Below are 19,942 nucleotides of genomic sequence, written 5' to 3'. Positions count from 1 at the left end.
CGTCTCGTGGGGCAGTGGGTTGGGTCAGGGTGCCAGCTCGGGAATGCGTTCGAGCAGCTCGTCGATGAGCGGGCGTTCATCGAACCGTTGCAACGCCTGTTCGACCACCTTGCGAGCATCGTCGTGCCTTTCCAGTACCCATAGTACCTCGGCCAGGTGGGCGGCAATCTCCTGGTCGGGCATGCCGGCATAGGCGCGCTCCAGCCATGGCAGGGCGCGCTCGGGGTCGCCCAGACGGTAATACACCCAGCCCAGGCTATCCATGATGGCAGGGTTGCCGGGTTCGAGCTCATGGGCTCGCTCGATCAGCTCGCGGGCTTCTTCCAGGCGATCCTCGACATTGAGGTCCGCCAGGGTGTAGCCCAGGGCGTTCAGGGCGGTAGCGTTGTACGGGTTGGCTTCGATGATGCGCCCGAGATCGCGCTCCATGGCTTCGATGTCGCCACGCTCCCAGGAGCGCATGCCGCGAAGATAGAGCAGGGTCTCATCGTTGGGGGTGCGCGAGAGTTCGCGGTTCAGCAGCGCGTCGGCTTCCGCTTCCAGACCGGCTTCGCCGAGCAGTTCCACTTCCAGCGCTACCAGCTCGCTGAAGCGGGCCTCGTGGCGCAGGCGCTCGATACGCAGAAAGGCGCGGGCGTCGAGCAGCCGATCGTCCTCTATCAGCATGCGTGCCGCGCGCAGGCGAGCGCGCAGGAAGTCGCTGCCGGGCGCCACCTGACGGTAGTAGAGCAGGGCGTTGTCCACCTCGTCCTCTTCCTCGGCGATGATGCCCATCAGGTAAAAGGCGGCGGGTGGGGGCTCGTCGCTGCTCACCAGGGGCAGCAGCAGGCGCCGCGCGGCATCCAGGTAACCGTCTTCCAGGTAGAGGCCGGCGAGAGAGATGCGCAGCTCCTGGTTGCCGATGTGCTCGTCGAGCAGGGTCGAGGTGTGGCGCTCGGCGGCGTCGACATTGCCTAGCATCAGCTCGGCTTGTGCCAGCAGCAGCAGAAAGCGCGGGTCGCCGGGAGACACCGCGAGGCCGCGGCTTGCGGCCTCGCGGGCCTGGCGCGGGTTGTCCGCCTCCAGGGCCAGCTGCGCCCGGGTCAGCCACAGGGCGGGCAGTTCGGCGTGGTCGCGGGCGAGCTGGTCCAGCCGCCGCTCGGCCTGCAACGACTGCCCGGTGGCTGCCTCCAGGATGGCCGTGGCCAGCACGGCATCGTGATGGTGCGGGTGCGCGGCGGCTCCGGGACGTTCGAGATACGCACGCAGGCGCTCACGCAGAGGCAGTGGGTCGGTGCCGGCCTCCAGGGCCAGCTCGGCGAGAAGTGCCAATTCGGCATGCTGGCCCTGTTGTGCCAGTGCCAGGCGCCACTCCAGGGCCGTCGTCCAGTCGCCGCGCTGCAGTGCCAGCCCGGAGAGCAGGCGCAATGGCGCTTCGGCATCCGGAGCGAGTGCATGCCAGGTACTCACCGCCTGGTCGAGCAGCAGAATGTCATTGCTGAAACGCGCCGCCAGCGTGCCGCGCTCCGCCAGCGGTGCGGCCTGGTAGCGCTCGGCCATGGCCAGGTAACCCAGGGTGGCGCGGCGGTAGTCGCCGCGCTGTCCGGCAAACTCCGCTGTCAGCAGCGTGGCCAGTCCTTCGGCGTCCAGGCCGCGCTCGATGGGCGGGGCCGTGGCCAGGGGGTCGTCTGTAGCGGTGGCGAATGGCGAGGTGGCCAGGCCTTGGCAGCCGCTCAGCAGTGCAGCCAGGCCAAGCACTGCCAATCCTTGGCGCGAAGAGCGCTTCAACGTCGAGGGCATGCGTGTCTCATCCGGTGTCCCGAGGTGTCAGCATAACGGCTAGCCGCGCAGTGGCAAAGGGATCGCTGCGATCGGGGCAGCCAAGCCATGAAAGCGGCTTGCCTTGTCGTGTGTCAATTGCGCGCTTGGTGTGGCTGGCGCCGAGCGCGCAAGGCTGTGATAGAATGCAGCGCCGCAGATACGTTTTTTTCACTTACGCTGCCGCCGGCCGACATCACCGAAGACGCTTAACGCATGACGCTTCTTGCCCTTGGAATCAACCACAGGACGGCCACGGTCGCGGTGCGCGAGCGGGTCGCCTTCACTCCCGCGCAACTGGAGTCGGCGCTGACCCAACTGCGCCATATGCCCCAGGTGCACGAGGCGGCGGTGCTGTCGACCTGTAATCGCACGGAGCTTTATTGCGTCACCGAGCCGAGCGGCGAGCGAGCCATTCTCGACTGGCTGAGTCACTTCCATGGGTTGCAGCTCGATGAGCTGACTCCCTGCGCCTATCACTATCTGGACAACGATGCCGCGCGTCATCTCATGCGCGTTGCCGTCGGGCTCGATTCGATGGTGCTGGGCGAGCCACAGATTCTCGGCCAGCTCAAGGAGGCGTATCAGTCTGCGCGTCAGGCGAGCGGCCTCGGCGGTGAGCTCGAGCTACTGTTTCAGCACACCTTTGCGGTGGCCAAGCAGGTGCGTACGCGCACCGGTATAGGCCAGAACCCGGTGTCGGTGGCCTATGCGGCAGTGAGCCTGGCCAGCCGCATCTTCGAGGACTTCGGTCGCGCCCGGGCGCTGTTGATCGGTGCCGGGGAGACCATCGAGCTGGTAGCCCGGCATCTGCGCGAGGCCGGCGTGCGCGACATGATCGTGGCCAACCGTACGCGGGAGCGTGCCGAGCTGCTGGCCGGCGAGTTCAATGCCGAAGCGATTTCGCTAAACGAGATACCCGACGCCCTGGCACGCTCCGACATCGTCATCTCTTCCACTGCCGCACCGCTGCCGATCCTGGGCAAGGGCATGGCCGAGCGGGCGCTGAAGAAGCGTCGCCATCGACCGATCTTCATGGTCGACATCGCCGTTCCGCGTGACATCGAGCCCGAGGTGGGCGACCTGGACGACATCTTCCTGTATACGGTCGATGACCTCAACGAGGTGATCCAGGAGAACCGACGTCACCGTCAGGCAGCTGCCGACCAGGCGGAGTCGCTGATTGAGCATGGCGTGCACGTCTGGCTGCATGAGCGGCGCATTCGTGGCGGCGGCGAACTGATTCGCCGCTACCGTGACCGGGCGGCCGAGCTGCGGGAACTCTCGGAGCGCCAGGCACTGGCCCGACTGGCCCGCGGCGAGGATCCCGAAGAGGTGATTCGCCTGCTCGCTCATCAGCTCACCAACCGGCTGCTACACCAGCCCACGGTAGCGTTGCGCGAGGCGTCCGGGAGCGAGCGGCGCGATCTGCTCAGCGCTGCCGAGGCGCTACTGCTGAACTCCCCAACCACGAAAATCTGACAGGACACGTCATGAAAGCGACCCTGCGCCAGCGTCTCGATGGCTTCGTCGAGCGCTTCGAGGAGCTCGCCGCCCTGCTGGCGGAGCCCGAGGTGATCGGCGATCAGCCCCGGTTCCGCGACTATTCCCGCGAGTATGCCGAGCTCGAGCCCCTGGTCGAAGCCTGGCGCGACTACCGTGCCACCGAGGGCGACCTCGACGATGCTGCGCAACTGGCCGAGGACAGCGATGCCGAGATGCGCGAGCTGGCCCAACTGGAACTGGAAGAGGGTCGGGAGCGGCTAGAAGGGCTGGAGGTGCGGCTCAAGCAGCTGCTGGTGCCGCGCGATCCCGACGATGGACGCAACGTCTTTCTCGAGGTTCGCGCCGGTACCGGCGGCGACGAGGCGGCGCTGTTCGCCGGCGATCTGTTCCGCATGTACTCCCGCTACGCCGAGAAACAGGGCTGGAAGGTCGAGGTGATCAGCGCCAGTCACGGCGAGCAGGGTGGCTACAAGGAGATCATCTCCCGCGTGAAGGGAGAGGGTGTCTATGCCCGGCTCAAGTTCGAATCGGGCGCTCACCGCGTACAGCGCGTGCCGGCCACTGAGTCCCAGGGGCGCATCCACACCTCCGCCTGTACCGTGGCGGTGATGCCGGAAGCCGACGAGGTCGGCGACGTCGACATCAATCCCGTTGATCTGCGGGTGGACACCTTCCGCTCCAGTGGTGCCGGCGGTCAGCACGTCAATACTACCGACTCGGCAATCCGTATCACCCACCTGCCCACCGGCGTGGTGGTGGAGTGCCAGGAGGAGCGCAGCCAGCACAAGAACCGGGCCAAGGCGATGTCGCTGTTGGCCGCCCGCCTCAAGCAGAGTGCCGTGGAGAGCCGTCAGCGCGAGCAGGCCGATACCCGTCGCAGCCTGGTGGGCTCCGGGGATCGCAGTGAGCGAATCCGCACCTACAACTTCCCCCAGGGGCGGCTCACCGACCATCGCATCAACCTCACCCTCTACAAGCTGGGCGAAGTCATGGCCGGCGAGCTCGATGAAGTGCTCGACCCCCTGGTGCACGAGCATCAGGCCGAACAGCTCGCGGCGCTGCAGCAGGAGGCCTGAGGTGGCATCCGAAGGGCAAGGCGGGGCGATATGTGGCGGAGTCGTCCGCCTCGATGCGCTGCTGGTCAGTGCGAGCGAGCGTCTGGCGCGTTCGGGGTCACCCAGCCCCCGGCTCGATGCCGAAGTACTGCTTTGCCATGTACTCGAGGTCGATCGCACCTGGCTCTACACCTGGGGTGACAGGCCGGCATCCACCTTTCAGCGTGCGCGCTACGAGGCGCTCGTCGCCGCCCGGGCGGCGGGGCGCCCGGTGGCCTACCTCACCGGTATGCGTGAGTTCTGGGGGCTGCCGCTGGGTACCTCACCGCACACCCTGATTCCGCGTCCCGATACCGAAACCCTGGTGGAGATGCTGCTCGAACTGGCGGCGCAACCATCGGGGCGGCTGCTCGACCTTGGCACCGGCACCGGTGCCATTGCGCTGGCCTTCGCCAGCGAACGCCCCGACTGGCAGGCCCTCGGCGTCGATCGTGTGCCCGAGGCCGTGGCGCTGGCCGAGTCCAATGCCCTACGGCTGGGCATCGCCAATGCGAGCTTTCTGCCGAGCGACTGGTTTGCGGCCGTGTCGGGGCAGCGCTTCATGCTGATCGCGGCCAACCCACCTTATATCGATGCCGAAGACCCGCACCTGGGTCAGGGCGATGTGCGCTTCGAGCCCATGAGCGCGCTGGTGGCGGCCGACTCGGGGCTGGCGGATCTGCGTCATATCGTTGAGCAGGCCGTCGATCATCTCGAGCCCACTGGCTGGATCGTCCTCGAGCATGGCCACGAGCAGGCGGCGGCCGTACGGGGCCTGCTGCAAGGCCGCGGCTATGTGGCGGTGGACAGCCGGCGGGACCTGGGGGGGCGGGAGCGCGTCACCTTCGGTCGTTTGTCGCCATAGCGTTGAGGGAGCGGTACTGGAGAGGGAGCGGGGGCTGTGGTACACCTATTCAGGAAATAATTCCAAATGTCGTCATGTTTGTGACACTGAACACCAGCGCTGCGCCTGATTACCGCGCTTTTTCAGGTTGATTTGCTGTCATGGCGACGCTTCACTCACTCTGAATCGGCACCCCTCGACACGACAATGAAAACCAAGACCCGCTCACTGGACCGTATCGACCTCAAGATCCTGCGCTGTCTGCAGGAGAACGCCCGCATCTCCTATGTCGACCTGGCTGCCCAGGTAGGCCTTTCCACCACGCCTTGCCTGGAGCGCGTCAAGCGTCTCGAAAAATCAGGAGTCATCCGCGGCTACAAGGCCGTGCTCGATCCGCGCTCGCTCAAAGCTAACCTGCTGGTGTTCGTCGAGATCAGCCTGGAGACCCAGTCGCCGGCGGTGTTCGACGAGTTTCGCCGCGCGGTTTCGCGTCTGCCGCAGATCCAGGAGTGTCACCTGGTCTCGGGGCAGTTCGACTACATTCTCAAGTGCCGAATTCCCGAAATGGCCGCCTACCGTCAGCTTCTCGGCGATGTGGTGTTGACCCTTCCCGGGGTCAAGGAGTCGAAGAGCTACGTGGTGATGGAGGAGGTCAAGGAGGAGTTCTCGCTCTACGTCCCCGACATCGAGGAGCTCGAAGACAAGTAATGGTAATGAACGACGAGGCGCTGCTGCGCTACAGCCGGCAGATCATGCTGGAGGCGATCGACATCGAGGGGCAGGAGCGCCTGCTGGCCTCGCGGGTATTGGTGGTAGGCGCCGGCGGGTTGGGCTCGCCGGTAGCCCTCTACCTGGCCGCCGCCGGCGTTGGTCGCCTGACCCTGGCCGATGCCGACGCAGTGGAGCTTTCCAATCTGCAGCGCCAGATCGCTCACGGCATGGCCGATCTCCAGCGTAACAAGGCGTGCTCCGCACGCGATTCGGCGCTGGCGCTCAACCCGGGCTGCGACATTCGCGCGATCGAGTCGCATCTCGACGAGGCCGCGCTCGACGAGGTGATAGCCGATGTCGACCTGGTCCTCGACTGCACCGACCGTTTCTCCAGCCGCTATGCCATCAATGCCGTCTGCCGCCGAGCCGGCGTGCCGCTGGTGTCAGGGGCGGCCATCCGTTTCTCGGGGCAGCTCGCCGTGTTCGATCCGCGCGATCCGGCTGCCCCCTGCTACGCCTGCCTCTATCCGCCGGGAGAGGGGGGCGACGAGGAGCTGCGTTGTGCCGAGAATGGCGTCGTGGCACCGCTGGTGGGGCTGATCGGCTGCTTTCAAGCGCTGGAGGCGGTCAAGCTGCTCAGCGGTGCCGGCACCCCGCACCGTGGGCTCTCCACCTTCGATGGCATGACGGGGCAGTGGCGCCACTTCCAGGTTCCACGAGATCCTGCCTGCCCTGTCTGTGCCGACACCGGGTAGGCAAGATGATGGTTATTATTTGACAGGTTTTGCGTGGCGAGTAACCGGCATGTTACGTTTTCCACGATTTTATTTTTATTAATCTATTGATTTAATGGTAATTTTCTTGGGTTTGCGGGTTCGTTCAAAGCGCTCGCTCGGAAAATATCGTTGTTGGATACTTGACACTCCCCGTTGGTATGATGCCAGACTAAAGCAACCACAAGCTGGATCATTCCAGGAATCGTTGCATGGCCGATGCCGCACACTTTGCAAACCCCGCCTCCTACTACCGGGACTCGGTGGCGGTACGTCTCGAGCAGGCGTGCCCGCCGCAGCGCGGGCACCAGCGCGTCGACGTCTGCGTGATCGGTGGCGGCATCACCGGCTGCTCCGCGGCACTGCATCTGGCCGAGCGCGGCTACTCGGTGGCCTTGCTCGAGGCCCATGAGATCGGCTTCGGGGCTTCCGGGCGCAGCGGCGGCCAGATTCTGCCCGGCCTGGGCACCGATATTGCCACCGTGGAGCAGGCGCTGGGTCGTGAACAGGCTCGCCAGGTGTGGGAGATGAGCCGCGAGGCCGTACGCTTGACGGCAGAATTGATCGAACGTCACGCGATTCCCTGCGATCTCGCCTGGGGCTATCTGCATGCCGCGGTGAAGCCGCGGCACGTACGCGAACTGCGCCAGTTCCAAGAACGTATGGCGCGCGACTACGGCTACGAGGCGCTCGCCTGGCTCGAAGGCGAAGCGCTGCGCGAACGCGTGGTCACCGACGCCTATCCCGGGGCGCTGTTCGAAAGCGAAGGCGGCCACCTGCATCCGCTCAATTACACCCTGGGCTTGGCGCGTGCCGCCCAGCAGGCGGGAGTGGCGATTCACGAGCATAGCCCGGCCCTGGACGTTCGCCGCGGTCAGCCGGCCAACGTGGTGACCGAACACGGCGAGATCAGCGCCGATTTCGTGGTGGTGGGGGCCAACGCCTACCTGGGCCGGCTGCTGCCGGAGCTGGATGGGCGCGTCATGCGTGCGGCCAACTACATCGTCGCCACCGAACCCTTGAGCGAGGAGCAGGCCGGCCAGGTGCTACCGCGCAACGATGCCATTTCCGATGCCAACTTCGTGCTCGACTACTATCGCCTGTCGGCCGATAAGCGACTGATCTATGGTGGAGAGGTCAGCTACGATGGGCGTGAGCCGCGCGGCCTGCAGCGGCGCATGGATGCCAAGATCGCGCGACTCTTTCCGGTACTCGAGGGCGTTCGTATCGACTACCGCTGGGGTGGGGACGTGGCCATCACGCTCAATCGGGCACCGGACTTCGGCCGACTCGGCGCCAACGTCTACTACGCCCAGGGCTACTCGGGGCACGGCATGGCGCTGGCCGGGCTGGCCGGAAAGCTCCTGGCCGAAGCCATTGCCGGTCAGAGCGAGCGCTTCGATCTCTTTGCCGCCATGCCTCACCGCCGCTTCCCGGGGGGCGAGCGCCTGCGCACGCCGCTGCTGGTGCTGGCGACCACGTTCTACAAACTGCGTGACCGACTATAACGACGAAAGGTTCGGCTAGAGCCGCAACGAGGTTCCCATGAAAGACCTGGAAAGCTGGCTGAAGGAACGACGCATCACTGAGGTGGAGTGTCTGGTCAGCGACATCACTGGCATCGCCCGCGGCAAGATCACTCCCGTATCGAAGTTCATGGCCGAGAAGGGCATGCGCCTGCCCGAAAGCGTGCTTCTGCAGACCGTCACCGGCGATTACGTCGAGGACGAGCTCTACTACTCATTGCTCGACCCGGCCGATATCGACATGCTGTGCCGGCCCGACAGCTCGGCGGTCTACCCGGTGCCCTGGGCACTCGAGCCTACCGCCCAGGTGATTCACGACTGCTACGACAAGATGGGCAACCCCATCGAACTCTCCTGTCGCAATCAGCTCAAGAAGGTGTTGGCGCTCTATTCGGAGCAGGGCTGGAAGCCGGTGGTGGCACCGGAAATGGAGTTCTATCTGACCAAGCGCTGCGAGGATCCCGATCTGCCGTTGCTGCCGCCCATCGGACGCAGCGGGCGCCAGGAGACCGGGCGGCAGTCGTTTTCCATCGATGCGGCCAACGAGTTCGATCCATTGTTCGAGGACATGTACGACTGGTGCGAGGTCCAGGGGCTCGATATCGACACTCTGATCCATGAAGAGGGCACCGCCCAGATGGAGATCAACTTCCGTCACGGCGACCCCTTGATGCTGGCCGACCAGGTGTTCGTGTTCAAGCGCACCCTGCGCGAGGCCGCGCTAAAGCACGATGTGGTAGCCACCTTCATGGCCAAGCCGATCACCAACGAGCCCGGCAGCGCCATGCACATTCATCAGAGCGTGCTGGATGCGGCCACCGGCAAGAGCGTGTTCGCCAACGAGGATGGCTCCATGAGCCAGCTGTTCCTGCACCATATCGGCGGCATGCAGCGTTTCATCCCCGAGGCGCTGCCGCTGATGGCGCCCAACGTCAACTCCTTCCGTCGCTTCCTGCCCGACACGTCGGCGCCGGTCAACGTGGAGTGGGGCGTAGAGAATCGCACCTGCGGTCTGCGCGTTCCCGATTCGTCGCCGCAGAACCGACGCATCGAGAACCGCCTGCCGGGGGCCGACGCCAACGCTTATCTGGCCATCGCGGCCAGCCTGCTGTGCGGCTACCTGGGCATGGTACAGCAGCTCAACCCTTCCGCGCCGGTGCAGGGGCGGGCGTTCGAGCGACGCAACCTGCGGCTGCCGTTCACCTTGGAGCAGGCACTTGAGCGCATGGAGAATTGCAGCGAGCTGGAGCAGTACATGGGCCATCGCTTCGTGACCGGTTACGTGGCGGTCAAACGGGTGGAGAACGAGAATTTCAAGAAGGTGATCAGCTCGTGGGAGAGGGAGTTTCTGCTGCTGAGCGTCTAGTGGAGAGAAATGCCCGGCGGATGACATGGTCGGGCTCACGAAAAGCAGTGCAGATAAAACAACGCAAACAAGAGGTGCCATCATGTCCTGTCAACGCAAGCTGTCCCTGGCCGTCGCGCTGGGTTCTCTGGCCATGGCCGCTGCTGCCGTCCAGGCCAACGAGGTGCGGGTCTACAACTGGTCGGATTACATCGCCCCGGACACCCTGGAGAAGTTCACCGAAGCCACTGGCATCCGGGTGATCTATGACGTCTACGACAGCAACGAGGTCCTCGACGCGGCGATGCTCGCGGGCCGTTCCGGCTATGACGTGGTGGTACCCTCCAACCACTACCTGACCCGCCAGATCAGCGCCGGCGTGTACCAGGAACTCGACCACGACAAGCTGCCCAACATGGCCAACCTCAACCCGGAGCTGTTGGACGATCTGGAGTTCATCGATTCCGGCAGCCGTTACTCCATTCCTTACATGTGGGGCACCAACGGCATCGGCTACAACGTCGAGCGGGTCACCGAGATTCTCGGCGACGACGCGCCGCTCGACTCCTGGGCACTGCTCTTCGACCCCGAGATCACCACGGCGCTGCGCCAGGGCGGCTGCGGTATCTCGATGCTCGACTCAGGCGACGAGATGCTCTCGCCGGCCATGGCCTATCTCGGCCTCTCTCCGCTCTCCGAAGAGACGGCCGATCTCGAGGCGGCCGGCGACCTGATTGCGGCCGTGCGCGACAACATCACCTACTTCCACTCCTCGCGTTACATCTCGGACCTGGCCAACGGCGACATCTGCGTGGCGGCCGGCTACTCCGGCGACATCTTCCAGGCCGCCGACCGCGCCGAGGAGGCCGGCCGCGACTTCACCATCGACTACATCATTCCCAAGGAAGGCGCGGCGCTGTGGTTCGACATGATGGCGATTCCCGCCGATGCACCGAACCCCGACAACGCCCATGCCTTCATCAACTTCATCCTCGAGCCCGAGGTCGCGGCTGCGATCACCGAGTATGTGGTCTACGCCAACCCCAACATCGCTGCTAACGAGTATCTCGACCCCGACATCCTCAACGATCCGGCCATCTACCCGGACCAGGAGGTGATGGACAACCTCTACGTGGCCGAGGAGAAGCCGCTGGCCGTGCAGCGGGTGCGTACCCGTGTATGGAACCGGGTCAAATCCGGCATGTGAGGCTTCATGCCGGCCCTTCGGGGCCGGCGGGTTCTTGTCTGGCTAGAGGAGACGCTGCGATGCCGCAGACCCAGACACACACATCGGAGCCCGTGCAGCGAGCCACCGAGAGAGCGGCCGAAAGCGCTGCCGTGCCGGGCAAGCCGCGACCGATAAGGGAAGAGGGGCTGATGGAGATCCGTCGTGTCAGCAAGCGCTTCGACGGCGTGCTGGCGGTGGACGACGTCAGCCTGTCGATCCGCCGCGGCGAGATCTTCGCGCTGCTGGGCGGTTCGGGCTCGGGCAAGTCGACGCTGCTGCGCATGCTGGCCGGCTTCGAGAAGCCCAGCGAAGGGCAGGTCGTGCTCGACGGCGAGGACATCACCGCCATGCCGCCCTATGAGCGGCCGATCAACATGATGTTCCAGTCCTATGCGCTGTTCCCGCACATGACGGTGGCGCAGAACATTGCCTTCGGTCTCAAGCAGGACAAGCTGCCGCGGCGTGAGATCGAGGAGCGTGTGGCCGAGATGCTCAAGCTGGTGCACATGGAGGCCTACGCCCGGCGCAAGCCGCACCAGCTTTCCGGCGGCCAGCGTCAGCGCGTGGCGCTGGCACGCTCGCTGGCCAAGCGGCCCAAGCTGCTGCTGCTCGACGAGCCCATGGGGGCGCTGGACAAGAAGCTGCGTACCGAGATGCAGCTCGAGGTGGTGCAGATCCTGGAGCGGGTCGGCGTGACCTGCATCATGGTCACCCATGATCAGGAGGAGGCCATGACCATGGCCGACCGGGTAGCGATCATGTCGGATGGCTGGATCGCCCAGGTGGGCACGCCAGTGGACGTCTACGAGAGCCCGGCCAACCGCATGGTGGCGGAGTTCGTCGGTTCGGTGAACCTGTTCGAGGGTGACATCGTGGTCGACGAGGTCGATCACTGCGTGATCGAAAGCCCGGCCCTGGGCCGCCCGATCCGTATCGGCCATGGGGTCAGTACCCAGGCCGACGAGCGTCGGGTATGGGTCGCGCTGCGTCCGGAGAAGACAGGTCTCACTCGCGAGCGACCGCCGGGCGAGTGCAACTGGGAGGCCGGGGTGGTCGAGGACATTGCCTACCTGGGCGGCCTGTCGGTCTACTTCGTGCGGCTCGAGAGCGGTCAGCTGATCAAGGCCAGCATGGCCAATACCGAGCGCCGCGGCGACAGGCCGCGCTGGGACGAGCCGGTCTTCGTGTACTGGGACGAGCATAGCGCCGTCATCCTGCACGACTGAGCCATTGCCGGAGCCAGGGGAAAACTCATGACCAACCGTATCGTTCGACTGCGACGGTGGCTCAAGCCCGGTCGCGGCTGGGTCATCGCCGTGCCGCTGCTGTGGCTCACGCTGTTCTTTCTGCTGCCGTTTGGCATCGTGCTCAAGATCAGCCTCTCCGAGGCCGCCATTGCGGTACCGCCCTTCAGCCCCATCTTCGACTATGCCCACGAAACGCTGAACGTGGTCGTCACCTTCAGCAACTATCTCTTCCTGGCCACAGACTCGCTGTACGTCGCGGCCTACTGGGGCTCGGTCAAGATCGCGCTGCTGGCCACCGTACTCTGTCTGCTGCTCGGCTATCCCATGGCCTATGCCATGGCCCGGGCGCCGATCCATTGGCAGCTGGTGCTGCTGCTGCTGGTGATGCTGCCCTCCTGGACCTCGTTTCTGATTCGCGTCTACGCCTGGATGGGCATCCTCAGCAACAACGGCCTGATCAACAACCTGCTGATCTGGGTGGGGTTGATCGACTCGCCGATTCGCATGCTCAACACCAACTTTGCGGTGATATTGGGCATCGTCTATGCCTACCTGCCCTTCATGGTGCTGCCGCTTTACGCCAATCTGACGCGTCTGGATGGCTCGCTGCTGGAAGCGGCATCGGACCTCGGTTCGCGTAAGTTCAACACCTTCCTGAAGGTGACCCTGCCACTATCGAAGGGCGGCATCATCGCCGGCTCGATGCTGGTATTCATCCCGGCGGTGGGGGAGTACGTGATACCGGAGCTGCTGGGCGGCCCCAACACGGTGATGATCGGCAAGGTGCTGTGGGAGGAGTTCTTCCACAACCGCGACTGGCCGGTGGCCTCGGCGCTGGCGATGGTGATGCTGGCGATCCTGATCGTGCCCATCGCCCTGTTCCATCGCTATCAGTCCCGTGAGCTTCAGGAGTGATGACCATGCGCAAGCCATCCTTCACTACCGTGATGCTGATCTTCGGCCTGCTGTTTCTCTATCTACCGATGGTGGTGCTGGTCATCTACTCGTTCAACGCGTCACGCCTGGTGACGGTGTGGGCAGGGTTCTCGACCCGCTGGTACCTGGAGCTGTTTCGCGACCAGCAGATCTTCTCGGCGGTATGGACCAGCCTGCGCATCGCCTTCTTCTCGGCTTCCATGGCGGTGTGCCTGGGCACCCTGGCCGCCTTCGTGATGGTGCGCTTCACCCGCTTTCGCGGCAAGACGGCGCTTTCCAGCATGGTCACCGCACCGCTGGTGATGCCCGAGGTGATCACCGGCCTGTCTCTGCTGCTGCTGTTCGTGCACATGGCGCAGACCATCGGCTGGCCGGCGGATCGCGGCATGGTCACCATCTGGATCGCCCACACCACCTTCTGCAGTGCCTACGTGGCGGTGGTGGTGGCGTCGCGCCTGCGTGAGCTGGACCTCTCCATCGAGGAGGCCGCCATGGACCTCGGCTCGCGGCCGGTGCGTACCTTCTTTCAGATCACGCTGCCGATGATCGCGCCGGCCGTGGCGGCGGGCTGGCTGCTGGCCTTCACCCTGTCGCTGGACGATCTGGTGATCGCCAGTTTCGTTTCCGGCCCCGGTGCCACCACGCTGCCAATGGTGGTGTTCTCCTCGGTGCGCCTCGGCGTCTCGCCGAAGATCAACGCCCTGGCCACGCTGATTATCCTGGCGGTATCGCTGGCCACCTTCATCACCTGGTACCTGATGCGGCGCAGCGAGGCCAAGCGCAGGCAGGCGATGCTGCAGGATATGACCACCGGTAGGTGATATTTCTCTCTTAGTGTGAGGTAGTTATGTCGAGCAGTGCCAACGCCGAGCATGTGGCGTCCTACTATGCCGCCACGGCCAACCCTGCGCCCGAGCGCCCTGCACTCGAAGGCGACATCGAGTGCGACGTGTGCGTGGTGGGGGCGGGCTTCACCGGGATCTCCTCGGCGCTGCATCTTGCCGAGCAGAGGCACGCAGTGGTGGTGCTCGAAGCCGCCCGGGTCGGCTTCGGCGCCTCGGGGCGTAACGGCGGCCAGATCGTCAACAGCTACAGCCGCGACATGGACGTGATCGAGGCCAAGTACGGCACCGAGACCGCCCGTGCCCTGGGTGACATGGCCTTCGAGGGCAATCGCATCATTCGCGAGCGTATCCGTCAGTACGCCATCGCCTGCGATCTCAAAAACGGCAATCTGTTCGCCGCCTGCAACAGCAAGCAGCTCGAGGGGCTACGCGAGCACAAGGCGCTGTGGGAGCGGTTCGGCAACCACGAGCTCGAGTTGCTGGAAGGCGAGGCCTACAAGCGTGAGGTCGGCAGCGAGCGCTACACCGGTGCCCTGGTGGACCACTCCGGCGGCCACCTGCACCCGCTCAACCTGGTGCTGGGCCAGGCAGCCGCCTTCGAGTCGCTGGGCGGCGTCATTCACGAACGCACCCCGGTAACCGGGGTGCGTCACGGCGAGATGGTGACGCTGACCACCCCGCGCGGCAGCATACGCGCCCGGCGTGTAGTGATGGCCGGTAACGCCTACCTGCAAGGGGTGCTGCCGGAACTGGAGAGCAAGTCGATGCCCTGCGGCACCCAGATCGTCACCACCGAGCCGTTGCCGGAAGCGCTGCGCCGTGAGCTGATTCCCAACGACATGGCGGTGGAGGACTGCAACTACCTGCTCGACTACTACCGCTTCACCGCCGACGGCCGCCTGCTCTACGGCGGCGGGGTCAACTACGGCGGGCAGGACCCGGCGGACATCGCCGCGGTGATCCGACCCAAGATGCTCAAAACCTTTCCTCAGCTTGCCGATGTGCGCATCGACTTCGCCTGGAGCGGCAACTTTTTGATGACGTTGAATCGCCTGCCTCAGTTCGGTCGGCTCAACGACAATGTCTACTACGCTCAGGGCTACTCGGGCCATGGGGTAACCTGCTCGCACCTGGCGGGTCGGCTGATCGCCGAGGTGATGCGCGGCGACAGCGGGCGTTTCGATGCCTTCGCCGGCCTGCCTCACTTGCCATTCCCCGGCGGGCGGCTGCTGCGGGTGCCGCTCTCGGCGCTGGGGGCCTGGTACTACGCGACGCGGGACCGGCTCGGCTGGTGAATGTCGCCAAGGACTGACACTGGGACAAAAAAAGTGAAAGCCGCTGCGCTACGCTTATCGACTTTTCTCGACGCCGTATACTGAAGTTATCCCACGGGCGGCATGGAATCGCCGCCCTGCGTCTCTCCTCCACATCGTATCTAGCCGAGCCTTGTCAGCCCGGGGCGCATCGCGTCCCGCAGGAGGAGTGTCATGAATAAATCGATCGTGATCGGAACCACGCTGAGCGTGCTCGGCCTGGGTGGTTTGGCCCTGGGTGCGTGGCAGGTGCAGCAGGAACAGGAGCCGCAGGAGCGCGGCCCCCAGTTCGCCGAGGTCGTGGCGATACAGCCGGTGACGCGCAGCGTCGAGACCCCCCGTGAGGTATGCGAGGACGTGGTGGTACACCAGCAGGCACAGGCGCCCAGCCGCGATCCGCATCGTATCGCCGGCACCGCGGCGGGGGCCGTGGTGGGTGGCCTGCTCGGCAATCAGGTCGGCGGTGGCAGTGGCAAGACCCTGGCCACCGTGGCGGGTGCGGTCGGTGGCGGCTACGCCGGGCGCGAGATTCAGGGGCGTATCGAGGCCAACCAGACCCAGACCTACACCACTACGCAGCGACAGTGCCATACCGTCATGGACAGCTCCGAGGAGACCGTCGGTTACGACGTGACCTGGCGCCACGGTGAGTTGACCGAGGTGTCGCGGCTGGATCACCGGCCCCAGGGCAACCGCGTGCTGCTCGACGAGGGCCAGCCGCGCTGGGACCTGCCGCTGGCCAGCGCGGACGGTTGATTCTTTTCGTTATCTTTCCTGCATTGCCCCGGCTCGGGCCGGGGCGCCGTTTGGCGGCTTGCCGTCTCTCCCGGTCAGGCCTGCTGCGTCAAACGTGACGCAGGTACCAGGCGTATTCCAGCTGGCTCACCTCCTGCATGGCCTGTTCGCGCTCGGCCCGACGGTTGGCCAGGAAGACGTGGACGAAGTTGGCGCCCAAGGCGGCCTTGAGTGGTTCGCTCGCCTCGAGCAGGTCGAGCGCCTGCTGCCAGCTGTTGGTCAGCGTGGGCTCGAACTGTTCGTAGGCGTTGCCTTCCACCGGGGCGGGCGGCGTCAGCTGACGGTCGATGCCGTAGTCGATGCCGGCTAGCAGTACCGCCATCAGCAGGTAGGGGTTGACGTCGGCGCCGGCGACGCGATGCTCGATGCGTCTGGCGTCGTTGCAGCCGGAGGGAATGCGCAGGGCCACCGAGCGGTTGTCGAAGCCCCAGGTCGGGGTCATGGGCACGTAGAGCCCTGGCTGGAAACGCCGGAACGAGTTGAGGTTGGGGGCGCAGATCGCCATGCTGGCCGGCATCAGTTCGAGTAGTCCGGCGATGGCCCGGTGCAGCGTTTCGCTGCCCAGCGGGTCGCCGTTTTCGGCGGCGAAGACGTTGCGCCCATGGGCATCCAGCAGGCTGAGATGCACGTGGGTGCCGTTGCCGGCCTCGAGGCCGTAGGGCTTGGCCATGAAGGTGGCCTCGAAGCCGTGATTGAGTGCCACCCCCTTGATCAGCCGCTTGAGCAGCACGGCGCTGTCGCAGGCTTTGAGCGCATCGTCGCAGTGGCCGAGGGTGATCTCGAACTGACCCGGCGCACACTCCTTGAGCGTGGTGTCCAGCGGCAGGCCCTGGCATTCGGCGGCCTGGCGCACGTCGTCGAGAAAGTCGGCGTACTCGTCGAGTTCCCCGATGGAGTAGAGCTGACTCTGGGTGGCGCGTTCGCCGCTGCGGGGCGAGCGTGGCGGCTGGATCCGCCCTTCGGCGGTGCGCTCTCTGTCCAGCAGGTAGAACTCCATTTCCACCGCGGCTACCGGTGCCAGGCCACGCTCTCTCAGCCGCTCCAACTGACGTGACAGCACCTGGCGCGGGTCGGCGAAGAAGGGGCTCTCATCGCGCTCGATCATGGTCATCAGCAGCTGCGCCTGGCGCCCGCCGCGCAGCCACGGGGTCGGCATCAGCGTTCCCGCCACCGGCTGGCAGACTCGGTCGCTGTCGCCGATGGCGAGGCCCAGGCCGGTGGCCTCGATGGTATGGCCGTTGATGTCCAGCGCGAAGACCGAGGCCGGCAGGTTGATACCCTGATGGAACACCTTGTCGAGATTCTCTCGGGGGATACGCTTGCCGCGCATCACGCCGTTGAGGTCGCTGATCAGCAGATCGATGCTGTCGATGTCGGGGTGACTGGCTAGGAACTCGCGGGCCTGATCTGCACTTGGCGACGGCATGGCAGCACCTGTTGTGTGTTGAGTTGTCCGGTTTTGCTCTATCTTTCGATGCTGTGTCGTTGTTGTCAAATCCTTTACGCTTGTGTTCGGCTGGAGATAACGGTTATTAGCTTTTCCACTAGGGTTTGCTTGGGTTTCTTCCGAAGATTTTGCTGGCGGGGTGGATTTTTACTCCAGCTTGGTGGAAAGTTTAATCAACACTCTTGGTTTTTCATCGTCTGATTCGAGGAGGCTGTCATGCCGAGCCGTCCCTTGGTGGGGGTCATCGCCTGTCGTCGCGATGTCGAAGGGCATCCCGCCCATGTGGTGACCGACAAGTACCTGAGTGCGCTGCGCGCATACGGCATGGCGCCGGTAGTGCTGCCGGTGTGGCAGGACGCTGTCGACGGCGATCTGCTCGGCCACTTGGATGGCTTGCTGCTCACCGGCAGCTACTCCAACGTCGAGCCCGCGCGCTATGGCGCCAAGCGGGCGCCGGAAAACACCCACGACGACCTGCATCGCGACGCCGCCGCCCTGGCCTGGATACCCGCCGCCGTGGCGCGGGGCCTGCCGCTGCTGGGCATCTGTCGAGGATTTCAGGAGATCAACGTGGCCTATGGCGGCACTCTGCATCAGGCGGTGCAGAACGTGCCCGGCCTTGCCGACCACCGCGAGCCGGAAGCCGACTACGCCACTCGCTACGCACCGGCCCACGACATCGAGATCGTGCCTGGCGGCCGCCTGGCAGCGCTGCATCCCGAGCCCCATGCGCGGGTCAATTCACTGCACCAGCAGGGCATCGATCTTCTGGGCAGCGGGCTTGCCGTGGAGGCCCGTGCACCGGACGGCCTGATCGAAGCGGTGTCGGTGGCCGCAGCGCCGGGGTTCGCCCTGGCCGTACAGTGGCATCCCGAATGGCAGCCGCGGGAGCATCCGCTGTACGACGCCCTGTTCAAGGGCTTCGCCGCCGCCTGTCGCGAGCACTGCGGCGAGCGCTCACTGGCACTGACGAGCTGATCGGGGGCGCCATGCATACCGAGACCTACCGCCAGTTGGATCGGGACCACCACCTGCACCCCTTCACCGACTTCAAGGCGCTGGGCGAGGAGGGCAGCCGTATCGTCACCCACGCCGAGGGTGTTTATATCCATGACAGCGAGGGCAACCGCATCCTCGACGCCATGGCCGGGCTGTGGTGTGTCAATCTGGGCTACGGCCGCGAGGAGCTGGTCGCGGCGGCCACCGCGCAGCTGCGTGAGCTGCCTTACTACAACAACTTCTTCAAGAGCACTCATCCGCCGGCGGTGAAGCTGGCCGAGATGCTGTGCCGGTTGGCGCCGGCGCACATGAACCGGGTGTTCTTCACCGGCTCGGGCTCCGAGGCCAACGACACGGTATTGCGCATGGTACGCCGCTACTGGGCGCTGGAAGGCAAGCCCGACAAGCAATGGGTCATCGCCCGCGAGAACGCCTACCACGGCTCCACCGTAGCCGGCCTGAGCCTCGGCGGCATGGCGCCGATGCATGCCCAGGGCGGCCCCCTGGTACCCAAGATCGCCCATGTGCGGCAGCCCTATTGGTTTGGTGAGGGGCGCGATACCAGCCCGGAAGCGTTCGGCCGCGAGTGCGCCGCGGCCCTGGAGGCGAAGATTCTGGAGCTCGGCGAGGAGAACGTCGCCGCCTTCATCGCCGAGCCGGTGCAGGGCGCGGGTGGCGCCATCATCCCGCCGCAAAGCTACTGGCCGGCCGTCAAGGAGGTGCTGGCCAGGTACGACATCCTGCTGGTAGTGGACGAGGTGATCTGCGGCTTCGGCCGGCTGGGGGAGTGGTTCGCCAGCATCCACTACGATTTGCAGCCCGATCTGATGCCCATCGCCAAGGGGCTCTCGTCCGGCTACCTGCCGATCGGCGGCGTGCTGGTGGGCGACCGCGTCGCCGAGACCCTGATCGAGCGCGGCGGCGAGTTCTTCCACGGTTTCACCTACTCGGGGCATCCGGTGTGCGCTGCCGTGGCGCTGAAGAATCTCGAGCTGATGCAGGCCGAGGGCATCGTCGAGCGGGTGCGTGACGACGTGGGCCCCTATCTCGCCGAGCGCTGGGCCACCCTGGCCGATCACCCCCTGGTGGGCGAGGTGCGTTCGCTGGGGTTGATCGGTGCGCTGGAGCTGATCGACCCGGCCACCGGCGAGCGTTTTCCCAAGTCGCTCGCTGCCGGCACCCTGTGTCGTGACATCTGCTTCGACCTTGGCCTGGTGATGCGCTCGGTGGGTGATACGATGATCATTTCACCGCCGCTGGTCATTACCCGCGCCGAGATCGATGAGCTGGTGGGCCTGGCCAGGGAAGCGCTGGATGAGACCGCGCGGCGGCTGGCCGCACGCGAACAGGCGGATCATCCAGCCATCATGATCCAGCCATCAATAGAGGAGTCCCGATCGTGAGCCGTACGCCAACCCCCCGCACCCTGGCCGACTGGCAGGCCCGGGCTGCCGAGCTTTCTTTCGAGGCCCGCGCCTTTATCGACGACAGCTTCGTCGCTGCCGAGAGTGGCGCCACCTTCGAGTCGCGCAATCC

The 19,942-nt window shown here is 65.2% G+C and carries 17 protein-coding genes; 15 read left to right on the top strand and 2 right to left on the bottom strand.

Going from position 1 to position 19,942, the window contains the following annotated elements; translation table 11 throughout:
* Positions 1 to 24: 24 nt before the first annotated feature.
* Positions 25 to 1,779 carry a tetratricopeptide repeat protein gene (locus B8115_RS17940; protein WP_051004667.1) on the bottom strand — a complete coding sequence of 585 codons (1,755 nt, stop codon included), beginning with the start codon at positions 1,777 to 1,779 and terminating at the stop codon, positions 25 to 27.
* A 234-nt stretch (positions 1,780 to 2,013) separates the two neighbouring features.
* Here B8115_RS17940 and hemA point away from each other — a divergent pair, with 234 nt between their 5' ends.
* The 13 genes from hemA to B8115_RS17875 all read left to right on the top strand — a co-directional run bounded on the left by hemA (position 2,014) and on the right by B8115_RS17875 (position 15,921).
* Positions 2,014 to 3,279, top strand: a complete 1,266-nt coding sequence (gene hemA, locus B8115_RS17935; protein WP_010629225.1) for a glutamyl-tRNA reductase — start codon at positions 2,014 to 2,016, stop codon at positions 3,277 to 3,279.
* Between the two features lie 11 nt (positions 3,280 to 3,290).
* Positions 3,291 to 4,379, top strand: a complete 1,089-nt coding sequence (gene prfA, locus B8115_RS17930) for a peptide chain release factor 1 (protein ID WP_010629224.1) — start codon at positions 3,291 to 3,293, stop codon at positions 4,377 to 4,379.
* Position 4,380: 1 nt separating this feature from the next.
* Positions 4,381 to 5,262 (top strand): peptide chain release factor N(5)-glutamine methyltransferase, encoded by an 882-nt coding sequence (gene prmC / locus B8115_RS17925; protein ID WP_010629223.1) that lies wholly within the window; start codon positions 4,381 to 4,383, stop codon positions 5,260 to 5,262.
* A 186-nt stretch (positions 5,263 to 5,448) separates the two neighbouring features.
* Positions 5,449 to 5,949, top strand: a complete 501-nt coding sequence (locus B8115_RS17920) for an Lrp/AsnC ligand binding domain-containing protein (protein ID WP_010629222.1) — start codon at positions 5,449 to 5,451, stop codon at positions 5,947 to 5,949.
* A 5-nt stretch (positions 5,950 to 5,954) separates the two neighbouring features.
* Complete coding sequence (locus B8115_RS17915; protein WP_010629221.1) at positions 5,955 to 6,707, top strand: molybdopterin-synthase adenylyltransferase MoeB; 753 nt, start codon at positions 5,955 to 5,957, stop codon at positions 6,705 to 6,707.
* Positions 6,708 to 6,937: 230 nt separating this feature from the next.
* A complete protein-coding gene (locus B8115_RS17910) occupies positions 6,938 to 8,233 on the top strand; it encodes an FAD-binding oxidoreductase (RefSeq protein WP_010629220.1) in 1,296 nt (431 codons plus the stop codon).
* A 37-nt stretch (positions 8,234 to 8,270) separates the two neighbouring features.
* On the top strand, positions 8,271 to 9,617 hold the full coding sequence (locus B8115_RS17905) for a glutamine synthetase family protein (protein WP_010629219.1): 1,347 nt from the start codon (positions 8,271 to 8,273) through the stop codon (positions 9,615 to 9,617).
* A gap of 82 nt (positions 9,618 to 9,699) precedes the next feature.
* A complete protein-coding gene (locus tag B8115_RS17900) occupies positions 9,700 to 10,803 on the top strand; it encodes a polyamine ABC transporter substrate-binding protein (protein WP_010629218.1) in 1,104 nt (367 codons plus the stop codon).
* Positions 10,804 to 10,973: 170 nt separating this feature from the next.
* Complete coding sequence (gene potA, locus B8115_RS17895; protein WP_141638656.1) at positions 10,974 to 12,050, top strand: polyamine ABC transporter ATP-binding protein; 1,077 nt, start codon at positions 10,974 to 10,976, stop codon at positions 12,048 to 12,050.
* Positions 12,051 to 12,077: 27 nt separating this feature from the next.
* Positions 12,078 to 12,986 (top strand): ABC transporter permease subunit, encoded by a 909-nt coding sequence (locus B8115_RS17890; RefSeq protein ID WP_010629216.1) that lies wholly within the window; start codon positions 12,078 to 12,080, stop codon positions 12,984 to 12,986.
* Complete coding sequence (locus B8115_RS17885) at positions 12,986 to 13,828, top strand: ABC transporter permease subunit (RefSeq protein ID WP_010629215.1); 843 nt, start codon at positions 12,986 to 12,988, stop codon at positions 13,826 to 13,828. The genes B8115_RS17890 and B8115_RS17885 overlap by 1 nt, the downstream gene beginning before the upstream one ends.
* 26 nt (positions 13,829 to 13,854) lie before the next feature.
* Positions 13,855 to 15,147, top strand: a complete 1,293-nt coding sequence (locus tag B8115_RS17880; protein WP_010629214.1) for an FAD-binding oxidoreductase — start codon at positions 13,855 to 13,857, stop codon at positions 15,145 to 15,147.
* A 192-nt stretch (positions 15,148 to 15,339) separates the two neighbouring features.
* Positions 15,340 to 15,921 carry a glycine zipper 2TM domain-containing protein gene (locus B8115_RS17875; protein ID WP_010629213.1) on the top strand — a complete coding sequence of 194 codons (582 nt, stop codon included), beginning with the start codon at positions 15,340 to 15,342 and terminating at the stop codon, positions 15,919 to 15,921.
* Between the two features lie 88 nt (positions 15,922 to 16,009).
* On the opposite strand, the gene B8115_RS17870 is transcribed toward B8115_RS17875, so the two are convergent.
* Complete coding sequence (locus B8115_RS17870; protein ID WP_010629212.1) at positions 16,010 to 17,386, bottom strand: glutamine synthetase family protein; 1,377 nt, start codon at positions 17,384 to 17,386, stop codon at positions 16,010 to 16,012.
* Between the two features lie 237 nt (positions 17,387 to 17,623).
* On the opposite strand from B8115_RS17870, the gene B8115_RS17865 reads away from it, so the two are divergent.
* Positions 17,624 to 18,385, top strand: a complete 762-nt coding sequence (locus B8115_RS17865; protein WP_010629211.1) for a gamma-glutamyl-gamma-aminobutyrate hydrolase family protein — start codon at positions 17,624 to 17,626, stop codon at positions 18,383 to 18,385.
* An 11-nt stretch (positions 18,386 to 18,396) separates the two neighbouring features.
* Positions 18,397 to 19,809 carry an aspartate aminotransferase family protein gene (locus tag B8115_RS17860; protein ID WP_010629210.1) on the top strand — a complete coding sequence of 471 codons (1,413 nt, stop codon included), beginning with the start codon at positions 18,397 to 18,399 and terminating at the stop codon, positions 19,807 to 19,809.
* Positions 19,810 to 19,942 lie beyond the last annotated feature (133 nt).

It is taken from the genome of Halomonas sp. KM-1 (genome assembly GCF_000246875.1).
Classification (GTDB): Bacteria; Pseudomonadota; Gammaproteobacteria; order Pseudomonadales; family Halomonadaceae; genus Halomonas; species Halomonas aerodenitrificans.
This window is presented reverse-complemented; position numbering and strand designations above follow the sequence as displayed.